Here is a 26,051-nt window from a genome sequence, read left to right on the forward strand (position 1 = left end):
CGGAGTTTTCAATGTCTCCCGAGAAAGACCCCGCTTGGCAGCTGCCTTGGCTCGGCTTGCTTGTTGTCGCAACGGACGGGTTCAGTCCCGGACCGGCAGATTCACCTGCCGGCCCGGGAGGGTTCAATCAGTCACAGGTTGGTGCATTTTTTGCCCAGTCGTAAGCACAACGTCCGCCGTAGACGCTATAGCTGCGTCCATGCACGGCCTGAACCTGGGTATACGAGTCGTCGTTGCAGTTGTGGTAGCCCGACCGACCGATCAGCCAGTAATTGGTGCGGCAGGTGTGCCAAGAGGCTGCGCCCGGGCTTGGCGACCAGGTGGTCGATGGGATGTGGTAGGACGAGGAACGATAGCCGAGATAGGTGCACTTTCGGCTCATGTTGCCATTGTAGGCGCAGCCTCCGTGATTGCAGAAGCTCCTCGTGCCGGTACGGTGGTAGGTCTGTGAAGATGCGCTGTTGTACTTGTACAGCTGAACGTACGTGGCGGAGTGCTCGCCAACCCATGATGGCATGCCCCACACCCCGGTCCTCCAGACCTGGATGCTTGTGCGATAGATGCCAGCCGCCTTGGGAATGGCGAAACCAGCCATTTGACTGTCGCGGTCCCGTCCCGGCAACAAGTCTCGCGCCGAGGCCTTCGCCATGCGCTGCATCGCATCCAGTTCATCGGCGCGACTGAGTGAGGCACCGGGAATCGCCTTGGCGCTGTAGGCCAGGGCGTTCAGGGCTGACGCCGCCCTGCCGAATTCGCTTGCCAATTCGTGATGATCCCGTGTGGTCTGCTTCTCCAGCGCGCCCCGCCACCCTGCCGGCACCGCGTCGCCCGTCAATTCGGCCGCCAGCGCATAGCCATCGGCATCGGTCAGCATCAGATTGGTTCCGACGCGACCAAAATACCCCTCCTCATTCAGCTCGTCGGGAAAAAATTCCTGTCCGATCTGAAGAGTCATGCCATCAGCCAGATCCACGCGCAACGCATCGCCGCTGGTTCGCGCCATTGCCACGTTGCGGACGGCATCGATGTAGAAGTCGGCAACTTCCGCGGCACTGACCGGCGCCGCGCCCTTGGCGACACTTTCGTCACGCAAGGGAAACCCTGCTGCAGGCGTATTGGCGGCGCCCATGGCCAGCGTCGCCAGAGCGGCCTTTTCAGCGCGCAGCGAGGTATGCAGGTGGGTGCTTTCCAGCGCGCGCCCCAAGCCCTCGAGCAGGTGGGCGTACTTGAAACCCTCCGTCACCAGGAACTCGCCTTGCGCCGGCGTCGAGCTCGATTTGGCGTGCTGACCCGACAGCGCCAGCGTTCGGCCCGCTGCATCGACCAGGCGCATTTCGAGAGAGCCAAATGCACCGCCATCGGCATCGTCCGAACGTCGAGCTTCGAAATAGATTGTTTCCCCGTTCAGATTGTAGGCACCTGCAAGACCAAGCTCCGGATCGACCAGGAAGAATTCCACGCTGCCCGGTTGCGCTGCTTGCTGCGCGGGCTGCAACGATTGCCTTGCCTGCAGGACGGTGGACAGGCTCAGTGCGACTGCTGCAGACAGTACGACCGCCTTGAATATGTGTTTCATTTGCTTCCCCTCGGATTCAGGTTGAGTGTTGGGGTCAACGCTGCCGGTGATGCGAGCTTTCAAATCCCCTTCCCCGGCGGGATGGACTTTGCGTGGCGGCTTGGCGGGTGTCGTGTCGGCTGGGTGTCGAAGTCCCGCAGGATCACGCCCCAAGCGATGCGTGATCGATGTGCAAACGATGCCGGAGCGCTGAAAGCGACTTGCGGCGGCGACGGAGGGAGCCGCAGAGCGGATGCAGCGGCGATCCGGTGGGTGCGGCGCATGTCACGCAGCCGAGCGCATGACCTGTCGCGCCACCGCTCCTGCCGCAGCGAAGCAGGCTGGGCGCAAGGTTCGGGCCGCGCCCACCCGCCAGCAGGGCGGCGAATCAATCACTTGCGTGATCAGCTCGCGTGCAGCGTGTCCGCGCGCCGCGTTGACAGGATGCTCTTGTGGATTTTTCAGCTTCCTGCTGGTTGTGATCCAATCCACCCATCCGAAGCCGAGCAAACACGATGCGTCAATGGATGGTCTTGTCTGGCCTGATGGCCTGTCTCGCCCTCGCGCCAGCCCGGCCATCGGCGCAGCCCTTGGCCCAGCCGGCGGCGGCGAGCGCCTCGCGGCCACGTACCTGCCTGGTGCTGGGTGGTGGCGGCGCGCGCGGCGCGGCCCACGTCGGCGTGCTGCGCGTGCTCGAGCGCGAGCGCGTACCGATCGACTGCATCGTCGGCACCTCGATGGGCGCGATCGTCGGCGGCATGTACGCGGCCGGCTACAGCGCCAACCAGATTGAAACGATCCTCGAGCACATCGACTGGGACGACGTGCTACGCGACCGCACGCCGCGGCAGGACCTGAGCGTGCGCAGCAAGCGTGACGATCTGCGCCGTCTGGGCGGAATCGAACTCGGCATCCATGCTGGCAAGATTGCGATACCTCAGGGGCTCATCCAGGGCCAGCGTCTTGAACTGCTGCTGCGTCGCCTGATGTTGCCGACCTGGCAGGCGCGCAATTTCGACCAGTTGTCGATCCCGTTTCGCGCGGTGGCCACCGACATCGTCAATGGCGAGAAAGTCGTGTTCGAACAGGGCGAGCTGGCAATTGCGATCCGCGCCAGCATGTCGGTGCCCGGCGCGTTCGCGCCCGCCCGCGTAGATGGCCGCCTGCTGGTCGATGGCGGCATTCTCGACAACGTGCCGATCGACGAGGCGCGCAAGCTGGGGGCGCAGCGCCTGATCGTATCCAAGGTCGGCACGCCATTGGCCACCGAGGAGCAGCTCAATTCACCGCTGGCCATCACCCAGCAGGCGATGCGCGTGCTGATGAAACGGACGGTCGAGACCCAGCTCGCCGGCCTCGGCCCGGATGACTTGCTGATCTCGCCGGACCTGGGCGGGCTGGGTGCCGCTGATTTCAAGCGCACCGCCGAAGCCTCGGCCATCGGCTTCGCCGCCGCCGATGCGGTGGCGTCGCAACTGCGCCGCTACAGCGTCGATGCCGCCAGCTACGCCCGCTTCGTGCAGCACCATCATTTGCCGTCTGACGATGCGCCGCTGCTCGCCTTCATCGACGTGCTGGGCACGCAATCGCGCAGCGGCAGGGACCTCGAGCGCCAGCTCGACCGTCTCGGCGGCCAGCCCCTGGATCTGGCCGCACTCGAACACGAACTGGGCGAAGCCTACGGCGATGGCCGCTATCAGCGACTGCAATGGCATCTGCGCGAACGCGATGGGCAGACTGGCCTGGCGATCGAGCCGGAACCCAAACGCTGGGGTCCGGACTTCCTGCATGGCTCACTGCGGATTTCCAGCGATTTTTCCGGGGAGAGCGATTTCCAGCTTGGCGCCGAATACGTCAAAACCGGCCTTGGCAGCGAATCGGGCGAGGCGCGCGTGCAACTTGGCCTGGGGCGCATCGACAGCCTGACAGGCCAGTTCCGTCAGACGTTCGGCGCGGGCGATGACCACGCCTGGGTGGCGCGGGCGGAATACCGCGCCTTCGACGTGCCCCTGCTCGCGCTCGACAATTCCAACCTCGCCCAGTTCCGCTACGACCAGTTGAGTGGCTCGATTGGCTGGCGCTTCGAGCCCGACAACCGCTGGCAGTTCTCGCTTGATGCCACGCGCCGGCGCGAACGCATCCGCCTGCTGGTGGGCGATCCCGCGGAATGGGGCGGTTCGCGCGCTGGCATGAGTGATCTCACCCTCGGCGTGCGGTACGACACGCTCGACAGCTCGACCTTTCCGCACCAGGGTCAACGCTTCGACGCGAGCGTCCAGCGCTTCCTGCCGGCGCTGGGCGCCAAGATCGACGCCAACGTCGTTCGCCTTGGCTGGGATGGCGTGGTTTCGCGCGGCCGCAACAGCCTGCTCGCCGGGATATCGCTGTCATCGGCGTCCGACGGCGGCATGCAGGTACTGGCCGCACACGATTTCCTCGGCGGCCTCGGGCAGCTCTCGGGCTATCAGGAAGATGCCCTGTTCGCACCCCAGACCGCGCTGGCGCGCCTGGTCTATTACCGCAAGATCGGCGGCGACAGTGGCATGTTGAACTTGCCGATCTACGTGGGCGCCAGCCTCGAAGCGGGTGGCGGCTGGCTGCGCCGAAAGGACATCGGCCGTGACGACCTCATCGGCGCCGGCAGTGCCTTCATCGGCTTCGACACCGGCATGGGACCGATCCTGTTCGGCTACGGCCACACCAACAATGGTCAAGGTTCGTTCTACCTGCTGTTTGACTCCCTGCTGCGCGAACGCCCGAACCGCTGAGAGCGATCCAGGCCGTGCGCACGGCTTCGCCCCGATTGCAGTGCCCACGGCCTCGCCGATAATGCGTGCGTTGTCGACCTTGGAGCGTTGGGATGCTCGAATGGGGATTGGGCGCGCTCGCGCTCGCGCTGGCTGCAGCTCTGGTGGTGCTGTTCAACCAGTTGATTGCGGCGCGCAATCAGGTGCGCGCCGCATGGAGCGACATCGACGTGCAGCTCACGCGCAGGCACGACCTCGTGCCGCAGCTGGTGGCCGCGGTGCAGGGCTACGCCAGCCACGAACGCGCGACGCTGGAGGCGGTGACTGCGCTGCGGCAACAGGCGCTGCAGGCGGTTGCACTTGACGACAAGGCACGCATCGAGGCTGCGCTTGCGCAGCAGGTCAATCGTCTGCTCGCTCTGCAGGAGAACTACCCCGAGCTCAAGGCCAGCGCCAACTTCCTCCAGCTGCAACGCGAGCTGGTCGAGGTCGAGGATCACCTGCAATACGCACGGCGCTTCTACAACGGCGCGGTGCGCGAGCTCAACAACCACATCGAGACCTTTCCCTCGATGATCGTGGCCCGGCTCGCGCGCTTCACGCCTGCCGAGTTCTACCGCCATGGCGAGGAACAGGATGCGCCCGCCTGAGCCACGCGCGTCACGCGCGTCACGGCCTCACGCCTGCGGCTTGCGCTTGCCACCCGGTTCGCGCGAGAGGCCGGCTTTTTCCATCGCCGCGAGATAGGACTGCCAGTTGGCATCCTGGTTGCGGCCCAGCTCGTGCAGCACCTGCCAGGAAAAGATGCCGCTGGCATGGCCGTCGTCGAAGCGCAGCAGCACCGCGTAGTTGCCGACTGGCTCGACTGCGAGAATCTTGATGTATCTGCGCCCCCACACCAGCGTGCGCTGGCCTGGTCCATGACCCTGCACTTCGGCGCTCGGCGAATGCGTGCGCAGGTATTCAGCCGGCAAGTGGAAACGCTCGCCGCCGTCGAAGGCGACTTCGAGTATTCGTGATGCGCGGTGCAGGATGATCTCGGTGACGACCGGGCTGCTCATGACGGGTGGGTCCATCGCAAGACTGCGCGAATCGGCGTACCGAAGCTCGCGCTCGGGCCGCGCGCCCGCGGCCGGCTCACTCAGTGCAGGCGCTCGCTGGCCGGCGCCCGCGGGGCTTGCGGACCGACCGGCGCACCAGCAACTTGCCACAGTGCGTCGAGATAGCCGTTGCCGAAACCGATCGAGCCGAGCGCTTCGTATTCGTAGGCACCGGTGTCGGGGTACCACTGTGCGTTCGGATCGAGTTCGCGCAGGACCAGCGCCTCGGCCTCGACTGCGCTGAGCTGGCCGACATAGCTGATCTCGCCCTCGTCGTCTTCGACCATGTTGACGGCGATCAGCGGCGCACAGGTCATCGCCGAACGCGCAATCGACGCCCAGTCATCGAGCCGGAAATCGGCGGGCACGGTGAGCTTCTCGCCACGCAGGGCCAGCGCCTTTTCGACGAACTCGCGCGAGGGATCGACTTCGAGCGTGCTGATGTCGGCAATCGCGATGGCGACATAGCCATCGAAACGCAGCATGTCGCCGATCTCCGCGATCAGGCAGAAATCGCGCGACAAGGCCACCACGTAACCGTGGATCGCGCCTGGATGCAGACGTTCACGCCGGATGCGAAGCACGATGCGCTGCTCGAAGGCCTCGCGCAGCTCGGCGCGCACGCCGCGCGCCTTGAAGGGAACAACCTTGCTCATGTGTGTATGGTCGGCCAGTCAGGCCCAAGGTGCAAGCTTGCGAGCGCCGTGCCTGCGTGCCGAGCCCACGCTTACGCCGGCCTGCAACCGGGAACCAGCGGCAGGGACAGCCGACGCCGCGGGGCAGAAATGTCTTCGACCAAGGCCGCAAGCGAGGCGTTGATCGCGCCGAACAGGCGCTCGACCGTGTGCGCATCGTCGGCCTGCGCGCTGTACCAGTTGAGCATGAATGCAAACGTGATCCAGGTTCCGGTCACATTCAATCCGCCGGCAATCGTGCGCACATGAAATCCTTCGGTGTCGGCATTGCCGCTCTTGGCATGGGCGCCCACGCCCTCGGGCAGCGGGACGAGGTGGATGTAATCACACAGGGACAGGATGCGGCGGAACTCATCCAGCGTCTGCGCGTGCGCGAAGAAGTCGCCCTGCAGTGCGCGCGAATAATACGAGACCAGATCGTCGGCCGAAGAGGCCAAGGTCTGCACCTCGTTGAAGAAGGGATGCAGCATCGGCCCCTGGATCAAGTCCAGCAATTCGTCCCAGGTGATCGAATCGGGATCGGGCGCGCCCCACAGATACGCCGTGAACGCGCGCGTACTGTCCGGCACGAGCGTCTCGGTCAGACCCGCATCGGCGATGAAGCGGCGGACATTGGCGGCACCGGCAAGCTTGAAAGCCATGTCGGTCGCGGTGTTGTCGCTGCGCGTGATCATCGCCTCGAGCACGGTGCGGACCGAAACGGTGCCGCTCAGGTCCGGGGGATTGAAGATCGGGCTGCCGAGTGACCAGATCGAGGAATCCAGCAGCAGTTCTTGCTGTTCAAGTCGATGCTTGATGTCATCCGAATCGAATTGCCGCAAGGCTTCGGCCAGCACGAAGGTCTTGATCGCGCTGGCTGCGAACAAGCGTCGCCCCGCGTCCTGCCCGGCAACGAACGCGGTGCTGCGGTCAGGCCGCGTGACCCGGATCTTCCAGCCAAGATCGCCGGGCAGCCCTTGAAAGCGCGCTGCGATCGATGCGGGGCTGACGGAAATCTGCCTGTGCGCATCGACGCCGTCGCTTGCCGGCAGCGCCATCACGGCAGCGGCGCGCGCTGTCGATTTCAGGAAATCCCGCCGTGAATTGTCCATCCATCCTCCGCCTGGATCGATGTCACACGGTGCCAGCACGCGCGCGCGCCTGCAAGGACCTCGCAGTGGCGGATGCGGCCTGCGCTACAGGATATAGCGCGACAAATCCTCGTTCCTGGCCAAGGCGCCCAGATGCGCATCGACGTAAGCGGCATCGATGCGGCAATGCTGGCCGCTGCGATCGGAAGCCTCGTAGGAAATCTCGTCGAGCAGGCGTTCGAGCACGGTATGCAGCCGACGCGCGCCGATGTTCTCGGTGGTTTCGTTGACCTCGAAGGCGATCTGCGCAAGTCGCGCGATGCCGTCATCGGTGAACTCCACGGTCACGCTTTCAGTGGCCAGCAGCGCAGCGTATTGCTTGGTCAGGGCGTGCTGGGGCTCGCTGAGAATGCGGCGGAAATCCTCGGCGGTGAGCGCAGCCAGCTCGACCCGGATCGGGAAGCGTCCCTGCAGCTCGGGCACGAGGTCCGAGGGTTTGGCCAGTGAGAACGCACCCGAGGCAATGAACAGGATGTGGTCGGTCTTGACGATGCCGTACTTGGTCGACACCGACGAGCCTTCAACCAGCGGCAGCAAATCGCGCTGCACGCCTTCGCGGCTCACACCCGCACCGCTCCATTCGCCACGTTGGGCAACCTTGTCGATCTCGTCGATGAAGACGATGCCATTCTGTTCGGCGTTCTCGATCGCGCCGGCCTTGATCTCCTCGTCGTTGACGAGCTTGCCGGCTTCTTCTTCGATCAACAGGGGTCGCGCCTGCGCGATGCTCAGCTTGCGCGACTGCGTCTTGCCGCCCTGCAGCGACTGGAACATGCCGCGCAACTGGCTGGTCATTTCCTCCATGCCCGGCGGCGCCATGATCTCGACACCGACATTGAGCGCAACTTCAAGTTCGATCTCGCGCTCATCGAGCGTGCCTTCGCGCAACTGCTTGCGCAGCTTTTGCCGCGTATCGGCTTCGCGCGCATCGGGTTGGACCGGCTCGTTGGCAAAACCCACACCTTGGCGGCGCGGCAGCAGCGCATCGAGGATGCGCTCCTCGGCACGATCCTCGGCCTGACTGCGCACGCGTGCCTTGGCCCGCTCGCGCGCCATCTTCACCGCGGCGTCGGCGAGATCGCGAATGATCTGCTCGACATCCTTGCCGACATAGCCGACCTCGGTGAACTTGGTCGCCTCGACCTTGATGAACGGTGCGTTGGCAAGCGCGGCAAGGCGCCGCGCGATCTCGGTCTTGCCCACGCCCGTCGGCCCGATCATGAGGATGTTCTTGGGCGTGACTTCCTCGCGCAACGCAGGATCCAGTTGCATGCGTCGCCAGCGGTTGCGCAGCGCGATCGCCACCGCGCGCTTGGCCGCCTTCTGGCCGATGATGAAACGGTCGAGTTCGTTGACGATTTCGCGCGGAGTGAGTTCGGACATGGCGATTCTTTCAATGGTGTCGAGAAGGCAGGAAAACCGTCGCGGGCGAGGACAGAGTGCGTGTCGCCGGAGCGCGCGAACCGGAGTTTAGGTGCGTGCGGATGGGGCGTACGCGCTGCTTCCGCAACTCGCCCCACGGACCGGCTGCGCCGTTCGCTTCGGCATCCCGCCCTCGCAGTTCGGGCACCGTCGGCGCGCACTCCGTCGAGCGCAGCAGGTTTTCACAGCGCTTCGATCGTGATGTTGTGGTTGGTGTAGATGCAGATGTCACCGGCGATCCCGAGCGCCTTCTCGACGATCGCACGCGGTGCCAGTTCGGTGTTTTCCAGCAGCGCCTTGGCTGCGGCCTGTGCGAACGGTCCGCCCGAGCCGATGGCGAGGATGCCCTGCTCGGGCTCGAGCACGTCGCCATTGCCGGATATCAGCAGGGAGGTGTTCTTGTCGGCCACCGCCAGCATTGCCTCCAGCCGCCCGAGACGGCGGTCGGTACGCCATTCCTTGGCCAATTCGACCGCGGCGCGGGTGAGGTTGCCGCCGTGCCTCTCGAGCTTGGCCTCGAACAATTCGAACAGGGTGAACGCATCGGCGGTGGCGCCGGCGAAACCGGCCAACACATCCCCCTTGCCCAGCCGCCGGATCTTGCGCGCATTGGCCTTGACCACGGTATTGCCGAGCGTGACCTGGCCATCACCGCCGATCACGACCTCCACGCCGCGGCGCACGGAAACGATGGTGGTGGCGTGAAAGGATTCCATGGCTTGCCTTGGCGTGCGCTGCGGGAAAGTGTCGAGATGGGGTCACGCCCGGTCTTTGCAAGCGACTCTGGCTGGCGATGGACTGCGCGCCCCGGCTTGGTCGGAACGCGGATTTCCGGCGATTCCCGCGGTCATCGGCAGCGCAGTCCGCGGGGTTCGCACCCTGCTTGCCCCATCCCCTTTCGCCATCCGGCCGAAATGAGATTACGATGCGATCCGCCACCCAACCCGCGAATCCGTCGGCCGCTTGTTCCGACTTGAAGCACGCGCCGATTGAAACTTGTTGATTTTCAGACCGTCTCGACCCAGGGGAGATATTGCCAGTGAACAAGATCAAGGCACCCATGTTTGCAGCCATCAGCCTGGCGCTGGCCAGCTTCGGATCACACGCGGCGGTCCTGACCGTCAACAGCACGGCGGACGACACCATCGTCGGCGACGGCCTCGTCACTCTGCGCGAAGCCATCATCGCCGCCGAAGCCGACAGCAGCACCGATCTGGGTCAAACCGGCAGCGGCGCGGACACGCTCGACCTGTCGGGGATTGCAGGGGCGATCACCCTTGGCTCCAGCCTGCCGACGATCAGCACGCCCATCAGCCTGATCGGGGACGCGAGTACGCGGGTGAGCATCGATGGCAACGACGGCAGCACGCGGCACCGACTGTTCGTGGTCGACGGGGGCGCGCTCGAATTGCTCTCGATCGATCTCGTCAATGGCCAGGCCGTCGGCGGCGCAGGCGCCAGCCGTCAGCAGCGCAGCGGCGCCGGCGGCGGTGGCGCTGGCCTCGGCGGCAGTGTTTTTCTCAATGCCGGCAGCCTGCGCATGACCGATGTCAGCGTGAGCACAAGCCAGGCAATAGGCGGAGCGGGTGGCGTCCGCGAATTGCCTGCCGGCGGAGCCGGCGGCGCAGGCGGCGGCGGAATGATGCTCTCGGCTGTCAATCCCGTCGATCCGCACGGCAGCGCAGGCGCTGATGGCCTGCCCCTCGGCGGGCTGGGCGGCGCTGCCGCAACGACCTCGAGTCCGGCCGGCGCCGGTGGCGATGGCGCCGGTGGCGGCGGTGGCGGCAATGGTTACATCGGTGAGCCGATGCCTGGCGGAGCCGGCGGCTTCGGTGGTGGCGGCGGCGGCGGCGGCTACGGCCAACTCGATGGATTCAGCCCACCCGGCGGCGTCGGTGGTTTTGGCGGCGGTGGCGGCGGGCGTGGCGCCAGTGGCAACGTGACGGATGGCCCCGGCGCCGCCGGCGGCATGTTCGGCGGTGCCGGCTCTGCCAGCACCGGAGACGGCAATGTCGGTGGCAACGGCGGCGGTGGCGGCGGCCTCGGCGGTGCAATTTTCGCGCGCGCCGGCACCGTGATCCTCGACAGCGTCCAGTTTGACAATTGCGTGGCAACGGGGGGTGCTGGCGGTGTCTACCCATCGACGCCTTCGGGCGATCGCGGACTCGGCAAGGGGGGCGCCTTGTTCCTTGCCGACGGCGTGACCGCATTGGCAAATGCGGTTTCGTTCAACGAAAACAGTGCGCAGGACGGCGCGGGATTTGGCTATGTCGAAGGCAGCCCCGCCGACACCATGGACGTTTACGGCACGATCAATCTGCTCGATACCATTTTCGTTGACGGCTTTGATGGACCGCAGTGAACGCGTCGAATCGATGGCCGCCGAGCCCGGCCAAGCCGCAAATCAAACGCTGACTGCGGCATGCGGTGCACGACGAGGAACCAGCGGACCAAGGCTGCTGCCCGCCAATTGAAATCCCGCGCCGCGATGCTTCAAGCCATCGCGGTGCGGTGATCCGCATTCAGCTGTGGCGTACCTGGCATCGCTGCATGAATCGCCGTCTTGCAGGCACCGACCTGCGGGGAGGCTGCCCGGCTGCGCTCAAGCATGCATTGCCACACGAGCGTCGCTGAAGTTCCCAGCTTGCTCTTGCCTTCCCTAAGCAGGCGAGACAATCGGGGTTTATCCAGAAATCGCGGCCGGTTGCAAGAGAGCGAGTTCGCACCCGTTCGTACCGACAATAGCAAGAAGGCGGATCACGGCTTGCGCCGCGCGCGCGGATGGGCGGCGTCGTAGACCTTGGCCAGATGCTGGAAATCCAGGTGCGTGTAGACCTGGGTGGTGGCGATGTCGGCATGACCGAGCAGTTCCTGCACCGCGCGCAGGTCGCCCGAGGATTCGAGCAGGTGACTGGCGCAGGAATGGCGCAGCAGGTGCGGGTAGACGCGCTTCCAGATGCCCTGTTCCTGGGCGCGGCGCTTGAGCCTTGCGCGCACGCCATTGGGCGTGAGCGGCTTGCCGCGCGCCCCACGCGCGAGCGGATCGGCATCGCCGCAACGATCTTGCGCACGCAGCGCCGCCAGTGCCTCCAGCGCCTTGCTGCCGACCGGCACCATGCGTGTCTTGCTGCCCTTGCCGGTCACGCGCAGGGTGCCACCGGCAAGATCGAAATCGGCCCAGCGCACGCCGCACAGTTCCGACACGCGCAGGCCGCTGGAATACAGGAGTTCAAGCAGCGCGCGATCGCGCACGGCTTCAGGGTCATCGCCCGGCACCTCGACGAGTTGGCCCATCTCATCGGCATCGAGCACTTCGGGCAGCTTCCGGCGCAGCTTGGGCGTGCGCAGTCCGACCGCAGGATTGGCCTGCACTTCACCTTCGCCAGCAAGAAACTTGAAGAAGCCGCGCCAAGCCGACACCGTGTGGCGCAGGGTGCCGGCAGCGAGCTGCTGGCGATGCAGATCGGCGAGCAGGGCCTGTGCCTGAGCCGGCTGCAATTGCGACCAATCGCCGATCTGCAACGCGCTTGCGCGTTCGAGCAGACGCACGAGCGAGCGCGCATAGTTGTCCAGGGTGCCGGGCGCATAGCCCTTTTCGACGCGCAGCTTGGCGAGGTAGCGATCGATCGCCGACTGCAGCCCCGCGTCCACGTCAGCTCACCGGAAAGCGCGACACCGCGGTCGAAATCGCTTCGCCGATGAGTTTGAGAAAGACCGTGCCCATGCCCGGATGGAAGCGGTTGGCATCACCGCTGCCGATCGCGAGCATGCCCGCGCCGATCGGCAACAACACCGCCGACTGCACCTGCTGCGCCTGCGCACCGAACAGCGCATCAAGCTTGTCCTGCTGCAAGCGTCCGCACAGTGGCTCGGCACGCTTGAAGAATTCGGTGAAAGCCGGGAAGGCCTCGGTGCCGGCGGGCTCGGCAATCAACCATTCGGCAGCGGGCAGGTCGGGATCGGCGCGGAACAGCACCAGCCGCACCAGCACGGATGCGCCACCGCCGGCATCGCCGCGCGTGGCCGGATCGCGGAAATCCTCACCGAGTGCGGCGACGATGGTGTTGGCCGTTTCCGGCAAACTGCGCGCACGCATCAGTGCAAGCGTGAGCGTATGCACGCGCACCATCAGCGCTTCATTCTCGTGCGCAATGTCGATGAGTTCGTGCAGGCGACGATTGATTTCCCGGTTCTTGTCGCGCAGCACGTCGAGTTGATAGCTCGCCAGCGAGGCCGCCTTGCCCTGTTCGCGCGGCATGGTGAGGGCCATCGCGATATCGGGAAACTCGACGAGGAATTGCGGGTGCCGGCGCAGGTAACTGGCCACATCCATCGCATCCAGACCGGCCTTGACGCTCAGTTCACTCATGGGGTCTCCGTTGCTTGCACATGCAGCGCCATCATAGGCCAAGCCGACGCGATCGGCCTCACGCCCCTTGCAACAGGCTCGCATCAAGCTGGCCATCGAACACGAACGCCGCCGCGCCGATCATGCGCATGGCCGCGTCGCCGCCTTGCCATTCAATATCGAGCGCGCCACCGGGCAGGTGCACGCGCACCTGCGCATCGACACGACCACGTCGATGCAGGATCGCCATCGCAGCGCAAGCACCACTGCCACAGGCCAGCGTTTCACCAACGCCACGCTCCCATACGCGCAAGGCGATCGCATCGCGCGCAAGCACTTGGGCGAAGCCGACATTGCAGCGCTGCGGAAATACCGGCGCATGTTCGATCAAGGGCCCGATGCGACCAACTTGGGCGCGGGCGATGTCGTCGACCTCGAGCAGGGCGTGCGGATTGCCCATCGATACCGCGCCAATCTCGAACGACTCGCCGATCAGCTCGAGGTGATAGCGATCGGCCTGCTGTGCCTGCCGCAGCGGAATTTCGGCCGGGAGAAAATGCGGCACGCCCATGTCGGCCGCCACGCGGCCGTCGGCAAGCAGCTCGACCGCAACCACGCCGCCCGGACTGTGCAATCGAGTCTGACCGACGCCGATGAGTCCGGCGCGTGCCAACCAGCGCGCCACGCAGCGCAAGCCGTTGCCGCATTGTCCAGCACGCGAGCCGTCCGCATTCCAGATCGAGTAGCCGAACGCGCAGCGCGCATCGAGCGCCTTCTCGATCGTCAGCAGTTGATCGAAACCGACGCCGAAATGGCGGTCGGCGAGACGTCGCAGATGCGCCGGATCGAGATTCAGGGGCTGTTCGCGGCAATCGACGACGATGAAATCGTTGCCGAGGCCATGCATCTTGGTGAAAGCCAGGCCCATCGCGGGATTCAACGTGCAGGCGTTGGCGCGGGCGCGGGCGTGGCCGACGAAGCCGGCGTGTTTGGCGCCTTGTCCGCATCCGGCCGCATCAGCGGCCCCTTGTTGCCGCAACCCGCAAGCAGTCCCAGGGCAAGGCCGCAGGCGAGGAGGCAGGATCGGCGTGACAGGGACATGGGCGGCATCCACATGACGGAAGTCGCGCGAGTATAGCCGCGAGCGCCAGCGCAAGCCGGTATGCTGCGCGCATGTCGCTGCTGCCACTGATCATCGGACTCTACGTTGCCGCGGCGCTGTTTGCGCTGGCGATGCTGGCCCAGCTCGGCGCCGCACGCGTACGCTGGCGCGCACGCCGGCGACTGGGTGCAGGTCACCGCCTGCTGTGGGCACTGGTGTTCCTGCTCACGGCGCTGCTCGCGGCGACACTGGCCACCGCGCTGCATGGCTATCGGCGCCTCACCGGCGAAGCGCTGGTGGCGCGCGTCGAGGCACGTGCGCTCGCACCACAACGCTACATCGTCACGCTGGACTTGCCGGATGGCTCGCAGCAGGCGTTCGAGATCGCCGGCGACGACTGGCAGCTCGATGCGCGCGTGATCAAGTGGCAACCGCGTGCAGTCCTGCTCGGCGCACCGCCGCTGTATCGGCTCGAACGGCTCGCGGGGCGCTGGAACTCGGTCGAACAAGCGCGCTCGAATCCGCCCGATGTGCATGCGCTCGATGAACCCGGCTTGCTCGATCCCTGGCGTCTGCAGCAGCGCCTGCCCGCAAGCCTTGCGCTGATCGACGCGGCCTTCGGCAGCAGCGCCTGGTTGCCGCTGGTGGATGGAGGTCACTACGTGGTCACGCTCGCCGCAGCCGGCGGTCTGGTCGCGCGCCCTGCCGATCCCGTCACCGCCCAGGCGCTGCGTGACGCCGGCTGGCCGACGCCTTGAACCCGGCGCCGCACACACCGCAACCGCGTTCGGTGATGCGCTGGGCCTGGTGGCTGCTGGCGTGGCTGGCGCTGGGCCTGGGCTTGATCGGCATCGCGCTGCCGGGCCTGCCGACCGTGCCCTTCATTCTGCTCTCGGCCTATGCGGCCGCGCGCGGTTCGCAGCGCCTGCATGCCTGGCTGCTCGGCAATCCACATTTCGGTCCGATGATCCGCGACTGGCAGGCACATGGCGCGGTCAGTCGCCGCGCAAAATGGCTGGCGACGGCGATGATGAGCGTGAGCGGAGTCTTCATGCTCGTGTTCGCACCGCGCGTTTCGGCGCTGATCACGATCGCCTGCATGGCGGCGGTGGCGCTGTGGTTGTGGCGGCGGCCCGAACGCCACTGAACGCAGCTCAAGCCAGCTGCTTCTCGTAGCGCCAGGCATCGGCGCCGTCCTCGTAGTAGCGCTCGATGCGAGTGATGCGCTGGTAGCCATGCCGCTCGTACAGCCGCTGCGCCGGCGCATTGTCGTCACGCACTTCCAGCCGCAGGCGATCGCAGCGCCGGCGCCGCGCGATGCGCTCGACCGCCGCCAGCAGTTCCGTTCCCAGACCGCGGCCGCGCCGGGCGGTCGCGACCGCGAGTGAATACAGGCGCGCGACGCGGCTGCCGCTGCGGAAAAACACCACCGCTGCGCCCGCGGCATGGCCACCCTGCGCCGCCACCAGGATCCACGCCCCGGGATTGTCCAGATGGTGTTTCCATTGGCGCAGGCTGAGGCGGTCGCCGGAAAAGCTCGCGTTTTCCAGTTCGACCAGGGCTGCGAGATCCGCCGGCACGGCACGTCGCACGAGCGGCGCGGCGCGCGTGGCGGAGGTTTCGGAAGGCTTGCGCAGTGGTACGGCCACGGCCGCGCAGGGTAGGCCTTGTGCGCGCCAGCGACAACCGCCTTCGCGGCGTCCATTCATTGTCGCTTCATCGCCCCGGATGACGCTGCCCGAACGCGCGCGAACGTGGCAGACTGCGCGCCTCATCCATGCCGCGCGACCCCGCCAAGTCCAACGATCAACCGCTGCGCCACACGCGCACGCGGCTCCGTGGGCAGCGCCCGGCCCACACCGCCATCACGACTCCAACCGCCCATCTCAGCAGCGGACGCAGCGCATGAGCCGACTTGTCATCGTCGTCGAAAAATCCTCGGACTGGGGTTCGTACTACCCGTCCGACAATGTCGTCACCGCGCAGGACTATCTCAAGCAGGCGCTGGGCGCCGACGACGAACGCACCCAGGTGATCAATCTGTGCCGCAGTTACAAGTATCTGGGCACCGGCTACTACGTGTCCTTGCTGGCCGAGGCGCGCGGACACAAGGTGATTCCGTCGGTGCGCGCGATCAACGATCTGCGCCGACGCTCGCTCTATGGTCTGGACATCGAAGACCTCAATGCCCGGCTGGGCAATTTCCTGCCCGCAGGCGGACGCGACACCACCGACCTCGGCATCCTCGTCTATTTCGGCGAGACCTCGTATCCGGCGCTCGAAGATCTCGCGCGCCAGGTGTTCGAGTTGTTTCCGTGCCCGATCCTGCGTCTGGAGTTCGAGCGCGAGCGGGTCTGGCAGATTGCCGCGATCAAGCCGACCGGCCTGCACACGCTCGCCGATGCCCAGGAAGACGCCTTCGCACAGGCGCTCGACAAGTTCTCCAAAAAGCTCTGGCGCAAGCCGCGCGCGCGGCGCAAGTTCCGTTTCGACCTGGCGATGCTGATCGATCCAGACGAAAGCATGCCGCCCTCGAACAAACGTGCACTCAAGGCCTTCGTCGAAGCCGGCGCCGAGCTCGGCATTGAAGTCGACTCGCTCACGCGCAACGACTACACCAAGCTCGCCGAGTACGACGGCCTGTTCATCCGCGCCACCACCGCGCTCGACAATTCGACCTATCGATTCGCCAACAAGGCCGAGAAGGAGGACATGGTCGTCATCGACGACCCCAGTTCCATCCTCAAGTGCACCAACAAGATCTACCTGCACGACCTGCTCAAGTCACGCAAACTGGCAACTCCGCGCACCGAAATCCTCTACCGTGACGAACCGAAGAAGCTCGCGGAGCTGCCCGAGCTGCTCGGCTTCCCGATCGTGCTCAAGATTCCGGATGGTTCGTTCTCGCGCGGCATCGTCAAGGTCGAGAATGCCGATCAGCTCAAGAGGGCGGTCGACGACCTGTTTCAGCACACTGCGCTGGTGCTGGCGCAGGAATTCATGTTCACCCAGTTCGATTGGCGCATTGGCGTACTCAACCGCGAGCCGCTGTATGCCTGCAAGTATTTCATGTCCCGCGGGCATTGGCAGATCTACAACCACGGCGCCAAGGGCACCGCCAAGTCGGGTGGTTTCGAAACCCTGCCCACGCGCGCGGTGCCGGCCGACGTGCTCAAGCTCGCGCTCAAGGCCACCGCACCCATCGGTGACGGCCTCTACGGCGTGGACCTCAAGCAGACTGATGAACGACTGGTGGTGATCGAGGTCAACGACAATCCCTCGATCGATGCCGGCGTCGAGGACGCCTATCTTGGCGAAGATCTGTATCGCCGCATCATGGACGAATTCCTGCGGCGCATGCAGCGCAAGCGCATGGGCCTGAGCCACTGAAGACCTCGCGCATGCGTAGCGATCAGGGCTTTGCCAGGATCGATCTGGCTGCCTCTGGCCGACGCGCAGTCAGGCATCGCCGGGCCTGCTGGCGCAGCGATCGCCGCTGCAACGCAGCCCGCAAGCGGCGGATCAAGGCACGGCGCGTGACCCATGCCAGATCGATCAGCGGCGCCGCAACCAGCCAGAACGGCACACTCGCGCCCCACCGCGCATCACCTCGTGCTGCGGGAACGCACAACAGGATGCACGAACCCAGCAGGAACCAGACCACCAGCACGATCGGCTGCACCAGTTTGCGCCGAGCGGGAAGCTCCGCGCGGACGTTTGGCACGCGGCGCTTGCGCGCACTGGGCGGGGTTGCGATCAAGGCAGCGGGACTGGCGGGGACAAGCAACATCGGCGTGGCTCCGTTGGGGTGTGCGCGTAGCCTGCGGCGATGGCGTCTCACCGACTGCGATCGCGCCCATCTGCCCCGTGTCGGCATGCGGGACCGCCCTGCGCGCCATGCCATACTTGCGTGAATCTCGCTGGAGCCTTCGTGGAAGACCACGGCTATCTGCATTACGCGCTGATCCTGCTGCTGGCCACCGTGATCATGGTGCCGCTGGCCAAGCGCTGGCGGCTCGGCGCGGTGCTTGGCTATCTCGGCGCCGGCCTGTTGATCGGTCCGTCAGGCATGCGCCTGGTCGGCGATACCGAACAGATCAAACAGATCTCGGAACTCGGCATCGTGCTGATGTTGTTCGTGATCGGATTGGAACTGTCGCCAAAGCGTCTGTGGGTGATGCGACGCAGCGTGTTCGGCGCCGGTTCCCTGCAGATGGCAATCAGCACGGCCGTGATCACGGCGCTCGCGGTTGCGCTCGGACTGGAATTGAAAGTCGCGCTCGTGCTCGGCCTCGGCCTTGCCCTCAGCTCGACCGCAATCGACCTGCAGCTGCTGTCCGAGCACAAGCAACTGAGCAGCCCGCATGGCCGACTCGGTTTTGCGATTCTGTTGTTCCAGGATCTGGCAGCCATTCCGATCCTTGCCCTGGTGCCCTTCCTTGGTGGCAGTGAGCACAACCTGCATGGCGCCGACGCGGTGCTCGCGGCCGCGCGCGCATTGTTGATGATCGCCGCGATCGTGCTTGCCGGCCGCTATCTGCTGCGCCCGATGTTCCGTGCCGCGGCGCAACTGACTGCCACACCGGAGATCTTCACCGCCACCGCGCTGCTGGTCGTGCTGGGAACCGGGCTGGTGATGGAACTGGCCGGAATGTCGATGGCCCTGGGCGCGTTCCTCGCCGGCGTATTGCTCGCCGACTCGGAGTATCGCCACGAGATCGAAGCGCAGATCGATCCGATCCGCGGCCTCCTGCTCGGCCTGTTCTTCGTGAGCATCGGCATGTCGCTCGACCTGCGCAGCGCGCTGGATCATCCGCAACAGATCGGCCTGCTGCTGGCAGCGCTGATCGCCGCCAAGGGCGTGGTGCTCTACCTCGTGGCACGTCTCTCGGCACGACTCGAACGGGGTGAGGCGCTCTCTCTCGCGGCCCTGCTCAGTCAAGGCGGCGAGTTCGCCTTCGTGGTGTTTGCCCTGGCTTCCGCCAACGGCCTGCTCAGTCCGGCGCAGCGCGATCTGGCGGTGATCGTGATCACTCTGTCGATGGCAGCCACACCCCTGCTGGTGCGTCTGTGCAGCGAGCTGCCGGCGCCGCGCAGGCAACAGGTCGCCACGCCCAACTATGACAAGATCGACGGAGGCGACCGGCGCGTGATCATTGCCGGCATGGGGCGCGTGGGCCAGATCGTCGCCCGCATCCTCAACGCCAACGGCATCGCCTTCACCGCGCTCGAAGCCGATCCCGAGCAAGTCGATTTCATGCGCCGTTTCGGCAATACGGTGTACTTCGGCGATGCCTCGCGGCTGGACCTTTTGCGCGCAGCGCAGGCCGAGCGTGCCGAAATCTTCATCATCACCGCGGGTGACATCGAGACCAATCTGCGCACTGCGCGCCTGCTCAAGCGCCACTTCCCAAGAATCAAGGTGTTCGCGCGCGCACGCAACCGCCAGCACGTGTTCAAGCTCATGGATCTGGGCGTGGATGGCATCATCCGCGAAACCTTCTTTTCGAGCCTCGAAATCGCGCGCGGCGTGCTCGAAGCACTCGGCTACGACGCAGCGACGGCCAAGGATCGCATCGAGCGTTTCCGCAGCCACGACGAACAGGTGCTTGCCCAGCAGTACCCGGTGCACGATGATGATGCGGCTTTGCTGCAAACGGCGAAGGATGCGCGCGAGGAATTGATGCAGTTGTTCCAGGCCGATGCCGGCGACAAGGAGGTCGCGGATGAGCGACGCTGAAACACGCGGTTTTGCGCTGGCACGCGCACGCCTGCGCAGTTTCGACCGCCAGTTCGACGTCGCGGTCAGCGTTCAGCAACCCGACCGCTACCGCCTGCTCGATGCCCTGCCCGCCGATCAGCCGCGCATCGCGCGCGGCTCGGGGGTGTCCTATGTGGCGGCGAGTTTCGGCGCCAATGCGGTGAGCGTCGACATGCGCAGCTTCAATCGTTTGCTCGCTTTCGACATGCGGACGGGACTGCTGTGCGTCGAGGCCGGCGCCTGCATCGGCGACGTGCAACGCTTCCTCTTGCCGCTCGGCTGGTATCTGCCGATCGCGCCCGGGCACCCGCGTGCGAGCATCGGCGGCTGCATCGCCGCCGATGTACACGGCAAGAATCCCGCGCGCGATGGCACCTTCCGCAGTCTGGTCGAGGAACTGCAACTGCACGTTCCTGGTCGCGGCCTGTTCAATCTCGACACGCGCGATTCCAGCGGCCTGTTCGCGGCGACCTGTGGCGGATTGGGCCTGAGTGGCACGATCACCCGCGCCACCTTGCGCCTGAGTCGGCCACCGCGCGCGCTGGCGCTGCGCCGCGTGCTCGTCGACGACCTCGCCCAAGCCGCGCGCGTGTTGCGCGAGGCAGCCAATGCCCACGTGCTGTATGGCTGGCACGACTCTCGCCCCGATCATTTCGGTCGTGGCGTGATCCATGTCGGTCTGTCTGACGACGAAGCCGTCGCGCCCGCCTTCGATGCATCGCCACGCCGCGACTTGCCCGCGCACATCGCGCCGTGGCCGTGGTCGGCCTGGAATCGCGGCACCATCAACCTCGCCAACGCCTGGCTCAGTCATCGCTGGCGGCGCGCGGGTATCGAGGCGATGGCCGTGGCCAAGGCATTGTTCCCGCTCAACGATGCGCGACGGTACTTTGCCGCGTTCGGACGCGCAGGCCTGGTCGAACTGCAGTGGCTGATTCCGCATGATCGGTTCGATGCGTTCGCGGCCGCGCTCGGTGAATGCGTCGCCCGTTCGCAGCCGCGCATCGCTTTGATTTCGAGCAAGCTGTTCGACGGCCTTCCGCGCGGGCTCGCCTTCGACGGCCGCGGCATCGCCTTGGCCATGCACCTGCCTGCGCCACGCGAAATTTCGCAATTTGCGTTCTACGAGCAAGTAGGCGAACTGGCCGTCGCGCATGGTGGCCGCCCCAATCCAATCAAGGATTCCACCCTCGACGAAGCCCTGCTGCGGCGCGCGATTGGTCCGTTTGACGCGATCCGCGCGGAACTCGCGCGCCACAATTCCGGGCGACTGTTCGGATCGGAATTGACGCGGAGGATCGGCCTGTGACTGCGGTCGTGGTCGGTGCATCGAGCGGTCTGGGCCGCGCCCTCGCCGGCGAGCTGGCTCGCAGTGGCCGCGGCCTGCTGTTGATCGCTTCGGATCTGCGCGATCTGCATGCGGTGGCCGCCGACCTGCAGGTGCGCCACGATGTCACGATCAGCACGCTGGCACTGGATCTGGCCCGCGAACCCGATCCGGGCGCGCGCATCCGCGAAGCCTTGATCGGCCTGCCGGACATATCGGCGCTGTTGTTGCCAGTCGGACTGTCGCGCAGCGACGATGACTTCTCGTTGTCGGCCGCGCGCATCGGGGAATTGCTCGCAATCAACCTGCATGCGCCGCTGGCGATCGTCCACGCCCTGTTGCCGTCGCTGCGCGAGAGCCACGGCAGCGTGGTGTTGTTCGGCAGCATCGCCAGCGCGCGTGGCCGCGGCCGCAATGTCGTCTATGCCAGTGCCAAGCGTGCACTCGATTCACTCTACGAAAGTCTGCGTCAGACGCACGCACCCGATGCCTTGCATGTGCAGTTGTACCGGCTCGGCTTTCTCGCCACCAATCTCACCTACGGCGTGAAGTTGCCGCTCGGCGCCAGCCAACCGGCCGACATCGCGCGCAAGGTGGTCGCGCGTCTGGGCAAGGGTTCGTTCGCGCACCATCTGCCGAGACGTTACGGTCTGATCGCCTGGTTGGTGCGCAGCCTGCCGTGGTCGCTGTATCGACGCTGGCGGGGTTGAAGGCAGCGCCGTTGCCTCAGTCGGAGGTCCCTGCCGGACGCCGCAGGGTCTGCCGCACACCCGGCATCACGGGTGGAGCCTGGCCGAGTTCAGCGGCAACATCGACATAGCCCACAAGCGTGGCGACGTCGGCAGCACTGCGGCCGAACACATCGACCAGATCCAGAGGCGCGCCGCGTGCCTTGAGCAGGCGGGCGCAGCCGATCAAGCCATGCAAGGCGCACGCGTGCAGCACGCCGACGCCGCGACCATCCTGACCATCGACCGGCGCGCCTTGTGCGACCAGCCATTCGCACAGGCTCAGCAGATGCGCCGCGTCGCAGGGCGCCCCCGGTTGCTCGCGCGCGCCGAGCAACACCAGCAGCGCATCCTGTTCGCCGCGATTTCGCTGCGCAAGCTTGGCGCCAGCACGCAGAAGTCGTTCGAAGGTGGCACGCGCGGCGGCCGTTTCGTTGCCGGAGAATGCGAATTGGGCGGCCGCATGCAAGGGCGTGCGGCCGTACTCGTCGGTCGCGTTTGGATCCGCGCCCGCTTCGAGCAGTGCATCGATGATGCGAACCTCGCCCAACGCAGCCGCCAACATCAGCGGCGTGCCACCTCCGGCGAGGCGGGTGTCAGCCGGCACGCGGTGATTGAGCAGGGTGCGCAGCACGGCTTCGCGGCGCGCGGCCACTGCGGCAGCAAGAACGTGCACGCCGCCGTGAGTGGTGTGCTCGATTCTGGCGCCAGCATCGAGCAGCTGCACGACAAGGGCCGCGTGGCCCGACCCTGCGGCGCGGATCAGGGCAGTCGCGCCGTGGGCGTCCACGCTTTCGAGTGGCAAACCGAGTTCGACGAGCTTGGCTACCGCGTCGGCGTCGCCGCGCGCGGCTGCTTCAGGCAGGTCCGCCGGACGCAGGCGCCGCAGTGGCAGGCGCCAGTTCGACCAAGTCAGCCAGCGAACGAGTTCACCGTTGCGCGCCAGCGCGACGCCCATCGCGGTTTCCCCGCAGGCATTGGCGACTTCGGGATTGGCTCCGGCTGCAACCAGTGCGCGCGCGATGGCAGCAGCATCTGCGGCAACGGCCAGATGCAGGGGCGAATTGCCACGGCTGTCACGTGCATTCGGATCAAGGCCGTGATCGAGCAGCTGCTGGACGAGGCTGACGTCACCGGCGACGATCGCCGGATGCAGGGCTGAGGGATACTGTTGGGTGCCGCCAAATGCGTCCGCACCGCGCGCGAACAATTCGCGCGCAAGGAGACGGACTTCAGTCGATTCAGGCCCTCGCGCCCGTTCGAGTACGCGGGCAAGCAGACCCCGGCCATTGAACAACGCACCACGCTGCAAGGCTTCGCGGCTGACCGCGGCGGTCTCCGGCAATTGCGCAAGCAGGTGCTCGAAAGGATCCGTGGTTGAATGGACGCCGGAGTTCATGTCGAACCCGTTGTTGAACAGCCAACGGCGTGCCGGCTCGAGTGCGGGGTCCTTGCTCAGTTCGAGGAACAGCGCAGTGGTCGTTTCCGGCGGCCAGCGCCGGACCGCCGCACTGAAACCATCTGCGACATCCCAGTGGCCGAAGCGCAAGGCGTCGAGCAAGTGTCCGTGTTGTTCGTCCGCTGTTTCCGGCAAGGCAAATTCGAACGCGCTGGGCAACGACGAGTCCGGGGCGAGTACGGCGATGATTGGCCAGCGACCTGCGGCAATCGCCAGGTCCAGGGCGCTCTGCCCGGCTGGATCGAGCTGATCGACGTTGGCGCCAAGACCCAGCAGGGCGCGGACGCACTCATCATTGGCGTGACGCGAAAGGCAGGCATGCATCAGCGCGCTGCGTCCGGAATCATCGACGCGGTCGACTTCGACCTTGCGCTTGCCCAGGGCATGGATTGCGGCGACGCTGCCAGCCCGAGCGGCTTCCATCAACGCTGTCGTGCCGCGCTGGTCGGCTTGGTTGGGCGCGGCACCCGCATTGAGCAGGGTTTCGACGATGCGCGCGTGCCCAGCCAGTGCCGCGGTGTGCAGCGCAGTGCGACCAAGCGAACCCGTTGCGTCGAGGCGGGCGCGATGCTTGAGCAGAAGACGCACGCCGGCGGGATCGTCATCGGTGATCTCGCACGCACAGATCAAGGCCGGCCGCCCTTCGCCGAGATCAACGGCGGCGCGATGCTCGAGCAGGAAGGCCGCAAGGGTCCAGTTGGCATTCCCACAGGCGATCGCGAGCGCCGAGCGGCCTTCATGATTGACCGCGTTGATCGGCAGTTTGGTGTCGAGCAGGAGCGCGGCAATGATGGGATTGCCGCAACGTGCCGCGTGATGGAGGGCGGTATTGCCATCGGCATCGACCACTGCGGGATCAGCGCCATTGGCGAGCAACATGGTGACGACGTCAGGCCTGCCTTCGTAGCTGTCGCGGGTTGCCGCAATCAAGGGCGTGGTGCCGCCGTGCATGAGGTTGACGTCGGCGCCGTGTGCGATCAGGGCGCGCAGGGTGCGCAGGTCGGGCAAGGCCACCGCCAGCATGAGCGCGGTGCGCTGGTCGCGCGATTCGGGGGGTGGCAAGAGATTCGGGTTTGCGCCTTGTTCGAGTGCCGCCTGTGCGCGCCCTTGCTGGGCGGCGCGCAAGGCATGCAGCAGGGCGGCATCCAATTCGCTCTCATGCAGCCCCGCCGGCAGAGGGTCCTCAGCGTGGTCGGTCTTTGACTTCATTGGCGATGCTTCCTGCAGCGGACGCATGCGCAGGTCGCGCATATGTGCCAGCCAGGCACGCAGGGTCGTGTGCACGATCAACCAATGTGCGGCGATCGAAAGCAGGAGCCCATGTACCGCAAATGCACCCAGGCCGAGGCCTTCTGGCAGGGTGAACTGGACTCCGGAACAGGCTATCGCACTGCAGATGAGCACGATGAAGGTCAGCGCCACCGGCAGACCGAAACGAAAGTAGCTGTCCGGTTCGACGGTGAGCTCGAGGGTTCCGGTCCAGCACTTGTTGAGTTGCGCCGTGAGGGAGACTGATCGCGTGGCGGGATCGCGATCGGGATCCAGATCGGCCTGCAGCAGCGGCCAGGCCAGCAAGGGCCAGAGCCGCCACATCGAAAGTGGAATGAGCACGGCAGCCGCGGACAGCATCAATGCCGCAGACAAACTGCCATCGGCGACCATTGATGCCAGCGGGGAGCGCACCAGCAGAAGGACGAGCCCAGCCAATGTTGCGGACAGCGCAAGGTAGATGATGAGCGCGGTCGCGCGCGTCGCGGCGGCCGGCCGTGCATCGAAACCGAGGCAACGCGCGACGGCGACTAGCATCATTGAATTGGACGCCAGCAAGAGCGCCAGTGACAGCGATGGCGTACGCGTATATGCGGCAAGGGCGACCAGAAACCACGCCAGAGCCAGCGGTGCCAGCGATTTGCTGGTAAGGGTTCGCCGCGCGCGCGCGCGTGTACGCATTCAGGCATGCCTCGTGGTGAATCGTCAGCGAGTATATCGGGCGCCGGAAGTCTGCCAAGACGAAGCGTGCGGCAGCCCCTTGCCCGCAAACCGCGTGATCCGCGGCCGCCCTGCCGTGAGTGCGCAGACGCTGGCTGGCGGGAATCCCGCAAGACCATGTTTGTGCAGGCTGCGCCACTCCGGGCAATTCCGGCGCGGTTGCACGTTCGACCTTGAGGCACCCACCGCTCCGGCGTGGAGCTCGTCGCGCAGTCCGGAGAAAAGAAAACGCCTCTCCGCAAGCGGAGAGGCGTTTGGATGAAGCCCCTGGCGATGACCTACTCTTGCATGGCTTAAGCCACACTACCATCGGCGCGACTGCGTTTCACTTCCGAGTTCGGAATGGGATCGGGTGGTACCACAGTGCTAATGTCACCAGGGAACTGGTGCGAGTCGCGCAACAGCGCGGACTCGAGCATTTGGTCTTGGGACGTAATCAAGCGTTGGATCTGCTGCACCGACGGTCCATTGAGGTGTCAAGTACAAGCAACTTGGAGTTATATGATCAAGCCGCACGGATCATTAGTATCAGTTAGCTCGGCATTACTGCTATACACACCTGACCTATCAACCATGTAGTCTTCATGGGTCCTTCAGGGGGCTTGTGCCCCGGGAGATCTCATCTTGAGGCGCGCTTCCCGCTTAGATGCTTTCAGCGGTTATCGCTTCCGATCGTAGCTACCCGGCA

21 protein-coding genes and 2 rRNA genes are annotated in these 26,051 nt (G+C 65.7%); 9 read left to right on the top strand and 14 right to left on the bottom strand.

The window, feature by feature from the left end:
• Window positions 1–127: 127 nt before the first annotated feature.
• Complete coding sequence (locus KF759_RS10280) at window positions 128–1,576, bottom strand: hypothetical protein (protein ID WP_291225140.1); 1,449 nt, start codon at window positions 1,574–1,576, stop codon at window positions 128–130.
• A 494-nt stretch (window positions 1,577–2,070) separates the two neighbouring features.
• Here KF759_RS10280 and KF759_RS10285 point away from each other — a divergent pair, with 494 nt between their 5' ends.
• The gene (locus tag KF759_RS10285) at window positions 2,071–4,323 is read left to right on the top strand and encodes a patatin-like phospholipase family protein (RefSeq protein ID WP_291225141.1); all 2,253 of its coding nucleotides are present in this window, start codon (window positions 2,071–2,073) and stop codon (window positions 4,321–4,323) included.
• Window positions 4,324–4,415: 92 nt separating this feature from the next.
• On the top strand, window positions 4,416–4,952 hold the full coding sequence (locus KF759_RS10290; protein ID WP_291225142.1) for a LemA family protein: 537 nt from the start codon (window positions 4,416–4,418) through the stop codon (window positions 4,950–4,952).
• Window positions 4,953–4,979: 27 nt separating this feature from the next.
• Here KF759_RS10290 and KF759_RS10295 read toward each other — a convergent pair whose 3' ends face one another.
• The 5 genes from KF759_RS10295 to hslV form a co-directional block, all read right to left on the bottom strand.
• Complete coding sequence (locus KF759_RS10295; protein WP_291225143.1) at window positions 4,980–5,363, bottom strand: DUF971 domain-containing protein; 384 nt, start codon at window positions 5,361–5,363, stop codon at window positions 4,980–4,982.
• An 80-nt stretch (window positions 5,364–5,443) separates the two neighbouring features.
• A complete protein-coding gene (locus tag KF759_RS10300) occupies window positions 5,444–6,058 on the bottom strand; it encodes a hypothetical protein (RefSeq protein ID WP_291225144.1) in 615 nt (204 codons plus the stop codon).
• Window positions 6,059–6,129: 71 nt separating this feature from the next.
• On the bottom strand, window positions 6,130–7,188 hold the full coding sequence (locus tag KF759_RS10305; protein ID WP_291225145.1) for a serine hydrolase: 1,059 nt from the start codon (window positions 7,186–7,188) through the stop codon (window positions 6,130–6,132).
• A gap of 84 nt (window positions 7,189–7,272) precedes the next feature.
• Window positions 7,273–8,610, bottom strand: coding sequence for an ATP-dependent protease ATPase subunit HslU (hslU, locus tag KF759_RS10310; RefSeq protein WP_291225146.1), 1,338 nt, complete (start codon window positions 8,608–8,610; stop codon window positions 7,273–7,275).
• A gap of 221 nt (window positions 8,611–8,831) precedes the next feature.
• Window positions 8,832–9,365, bottom strand: coding sequence for an ATP-dependent protease subunit HslV (gene hslV / locus KF759_RS10315; protein WP_291225147.1), 534 nt, complete (start codon window positions 9,363–9,365; stop codon window positions 8,832–8,834).
• A 323-nt stretch (window positions 9,366–9,688) separates the two neighbouring features.
• Here hslV and KF759_RS10320 point away from each other — a divergent pair, with 323 nt between their 5' ends.
• The gene (locus tag KF759_RS10320) at window positions 9,689–11,011 is read left to right on the top strand and encodes a CSLREA domain-containing protein (RefSeq protein WP_291225148.1); all 1,323 of its coding nucleotides are present in this window, start codon (window positions 9,689–9,691) and stop codon (window positions 11,009–11,011) included.
• A gap of 395 nt (window positions 11,012–11,406) precedes the next feature.
• Here the strand turns inward: KF759_RS10320 and KF759_RS10325 are convergent, their stop codons facing one another.
• From KF759_RS10325 to dapF, 3 genes are read right to left on the bottom strand one after another with little or no spacing between them, the layout of a single operon-like run.
• The gene (locus KF759_RS10325; protein WP_291225171.1) at window positions 11,407–12,288 is read right to left on the bottom strand and encodes a tyrosine recombinase XerC; all 882 of its coding nucleotides are present in this window, start codon (window positions 12,286–12,288) and stop codon (window positions 11,407–11,409) included.
• A 13-nt stretch (window positions 12,289–12,301) separates the two neighbouring features.
• Window positions 12,302–13,018 carry a DUF484 family protein gene (locus KF759_RS10330; protein WP_291225149.1) on the bottom strand — a complete coding sequence of 239 codons (717 nt, stop codon included), beginning with the start codon at window positions 13,016–13,018 and terminating at the stop codon, window positions 12,302–12,304.
• Window positions 13,019–13,076: 58 nt separating this feature from the next.
• Window positions 13,077–13,925 (bottom strand): diaminopimelate epimerase, encoded by an 849-nt coding sequence (gene dapF, locus KF759_RS10335; protein ID WP_291225151.1) that lies wholly within the window; start codon window positions 13,923–13,925, stop codon window positions 13,077–13,079.
• Between the two features lie 245 nt (window positions 13,926–14,170).
• Between dapF and KF759_RS10340 the strand changes: the two genes are divergently transcribed.
• Both KF759_RS10340 and KF759_RS10345 read left to right on the top strand, forming a co-directional pair.
• Window positions 14,171–14,857, top strand: coding sequence for a hypothetical protein (locus KF759_RS10340; protein WP_291225153.1), 687 nt, complete (start codon window positions 14,171–14,173; stop codon window positions 14,855–14,857).
• Window positions 14,858–14,892: 35 nt separating this feature from the next.
• Window positions 14,893–15,246, top strand: coding sequence for a YbaN family protein (locus KF759_RS10345; protein ID WP_291225154.1), 354 nt, complete (start codon window positions 14,893–14,895; stop codon window positions 15,244–15,246).
• Window positions 15,247–15,253: 7 nt separating this feature from the next.
• Here the strand turns inward: KF759_RS10345 and KF759_RS10350 are convergent, their stop codons facing one another.
• Window positions 15,254–15,748, bottom strand: a complete 495-nt coding sequence (locus KF759_RS10350; RefSeq protein ID WP_291225156.1) for an N-acetyltransferase — start codon at window positions 15,746–15,748, stop codon at window positions 15,254–15,256.
• A gap of 256 nt (window positions 15,749–16,004) precedes the next feature.
• Between KF759_RS10350 and KF759_RS10355 the strand changes: the two genes are divergently transcribed.
• Window positions 16,005–17,489, top strand: a complete 1,485-nt coding sequence (locus KF759_RS10355) for a RimK family protein (protein WP_291225158.1) — start codon at window positions 16,005–16,007, stop codon at window positions 17,487–17,489.
• 22 nt (window positions 17,490–17,511) lie between these two features.
• Here the strand turns inward: KF759_RS10355 and KF759_RS10360 are convergent, their stop codons facing one another.
• Window positions 17,512–17,889 (bottom strand): hypothetical protein, encoded by a 378-nt coding sequence (locus KF759_RS10360; protein WP_291225160.1) that lies wholly within the window; start codon window positions 17,887–17,889, stop codon window positions 17,512–17,514.
• Window positions 17,890–18,009: 120 nt separating this feature from the next.
• On the opposite strand from KF759_RS10360, the gene KF759_RS10365 reads away from it, so the two are divergent.
• From KF759_RS10365 to KF759_RS10375, 3 genes are read left to right on the top strand one after another with little or no spacing between them, the layout of a single operon-like run.
• Window positions 18,010–19,839, top strand: a complete 1,830-nt coding sequence (locus KF759_RS10365; RefSeq protein WP_291225162.1) for a monovalent cation:proton antiporter-2 (CPA2) family protein — start codon at window positions 18,010–18,012, stop codon at window positions 19,837–19,839.
• The gene (locus KF759_RS10370; protein WP_291225164.1) at window positions 19,826–21,169 is read left to right on the top strand and encodes an FAD-binding oxidoreductase; all 1,344 of its coding nucleotides are present in this window, start codon (window positions 19,826–19,828) and stop codon (window positions 21,167–21,169) included. The genes KF759_RS10365 and KF759_RS10370 overlap by 14 nt, the downstream gene beginning before the upstream one ends.
• Window positions 21,166–21,897 carry an SDR family NAD(P)-dependent oxidoreductase gene (locus KF759_RS10375; RefSeq protein ID WP_291225166.1) on the top strand — a complete coding sequence of 244 codons (732 nt, stop codon included), beginning with the start codon at window positions 21,166–21,168 and terminating at the stop codon, window positions 21,895–21,897. Before KF759_RS10370 ends, KF759_RS10375 begins: the two co-directional genes overlap by 4 nt.
• A 16-nt stretch (window positions 21,898–21,913) precedes the next feature.
• Here KF759_RS10375 and KF759_RS10380 read toward each other — a convergent pair whose 3' ends face one another.
• From KF759_RS10380 to KF759_RS10390, 3 genes are all read right to left on the bottom strand, one after another.
• A complete protein-coding gene (locus KF759_RS10380; RefSeq protein ID WP_291225168.1) occupies window positions 21,914–25,324 on the bottom strand; it encodes an ankyrin repeat domain-containing protein in 3,411 nt (1,136 codons plus the stop codon).
• A gap of 304 nt (window positions 25,325–25,628) precedes the next feature.
• Window positions 25,629–25,743: ribosomal RNA gene (gene rrf / locus KF759_RS10385) — 5S ribosomal RNA — on the bottom strand.
• 121 nt (window positions 25,744–25,864) lie between these two features.
• Window positions 25,865–26,051: ribosomal RNA gene (locus tag KF759_RS10390) — 23S ribosomal RNA — on the bottom strand; the annotation flags it as partial.

The sequence above is a fragment of the Dokdonella sp. genome (assembly GCF_019634815.1).
Taxonomy (GTDB): domain Bacteria; phylum Pseudomonadota; class Gammaproteobacteria; order Xanthomonadales; family Rhodanobacteraceae; genus Dokdonella_A.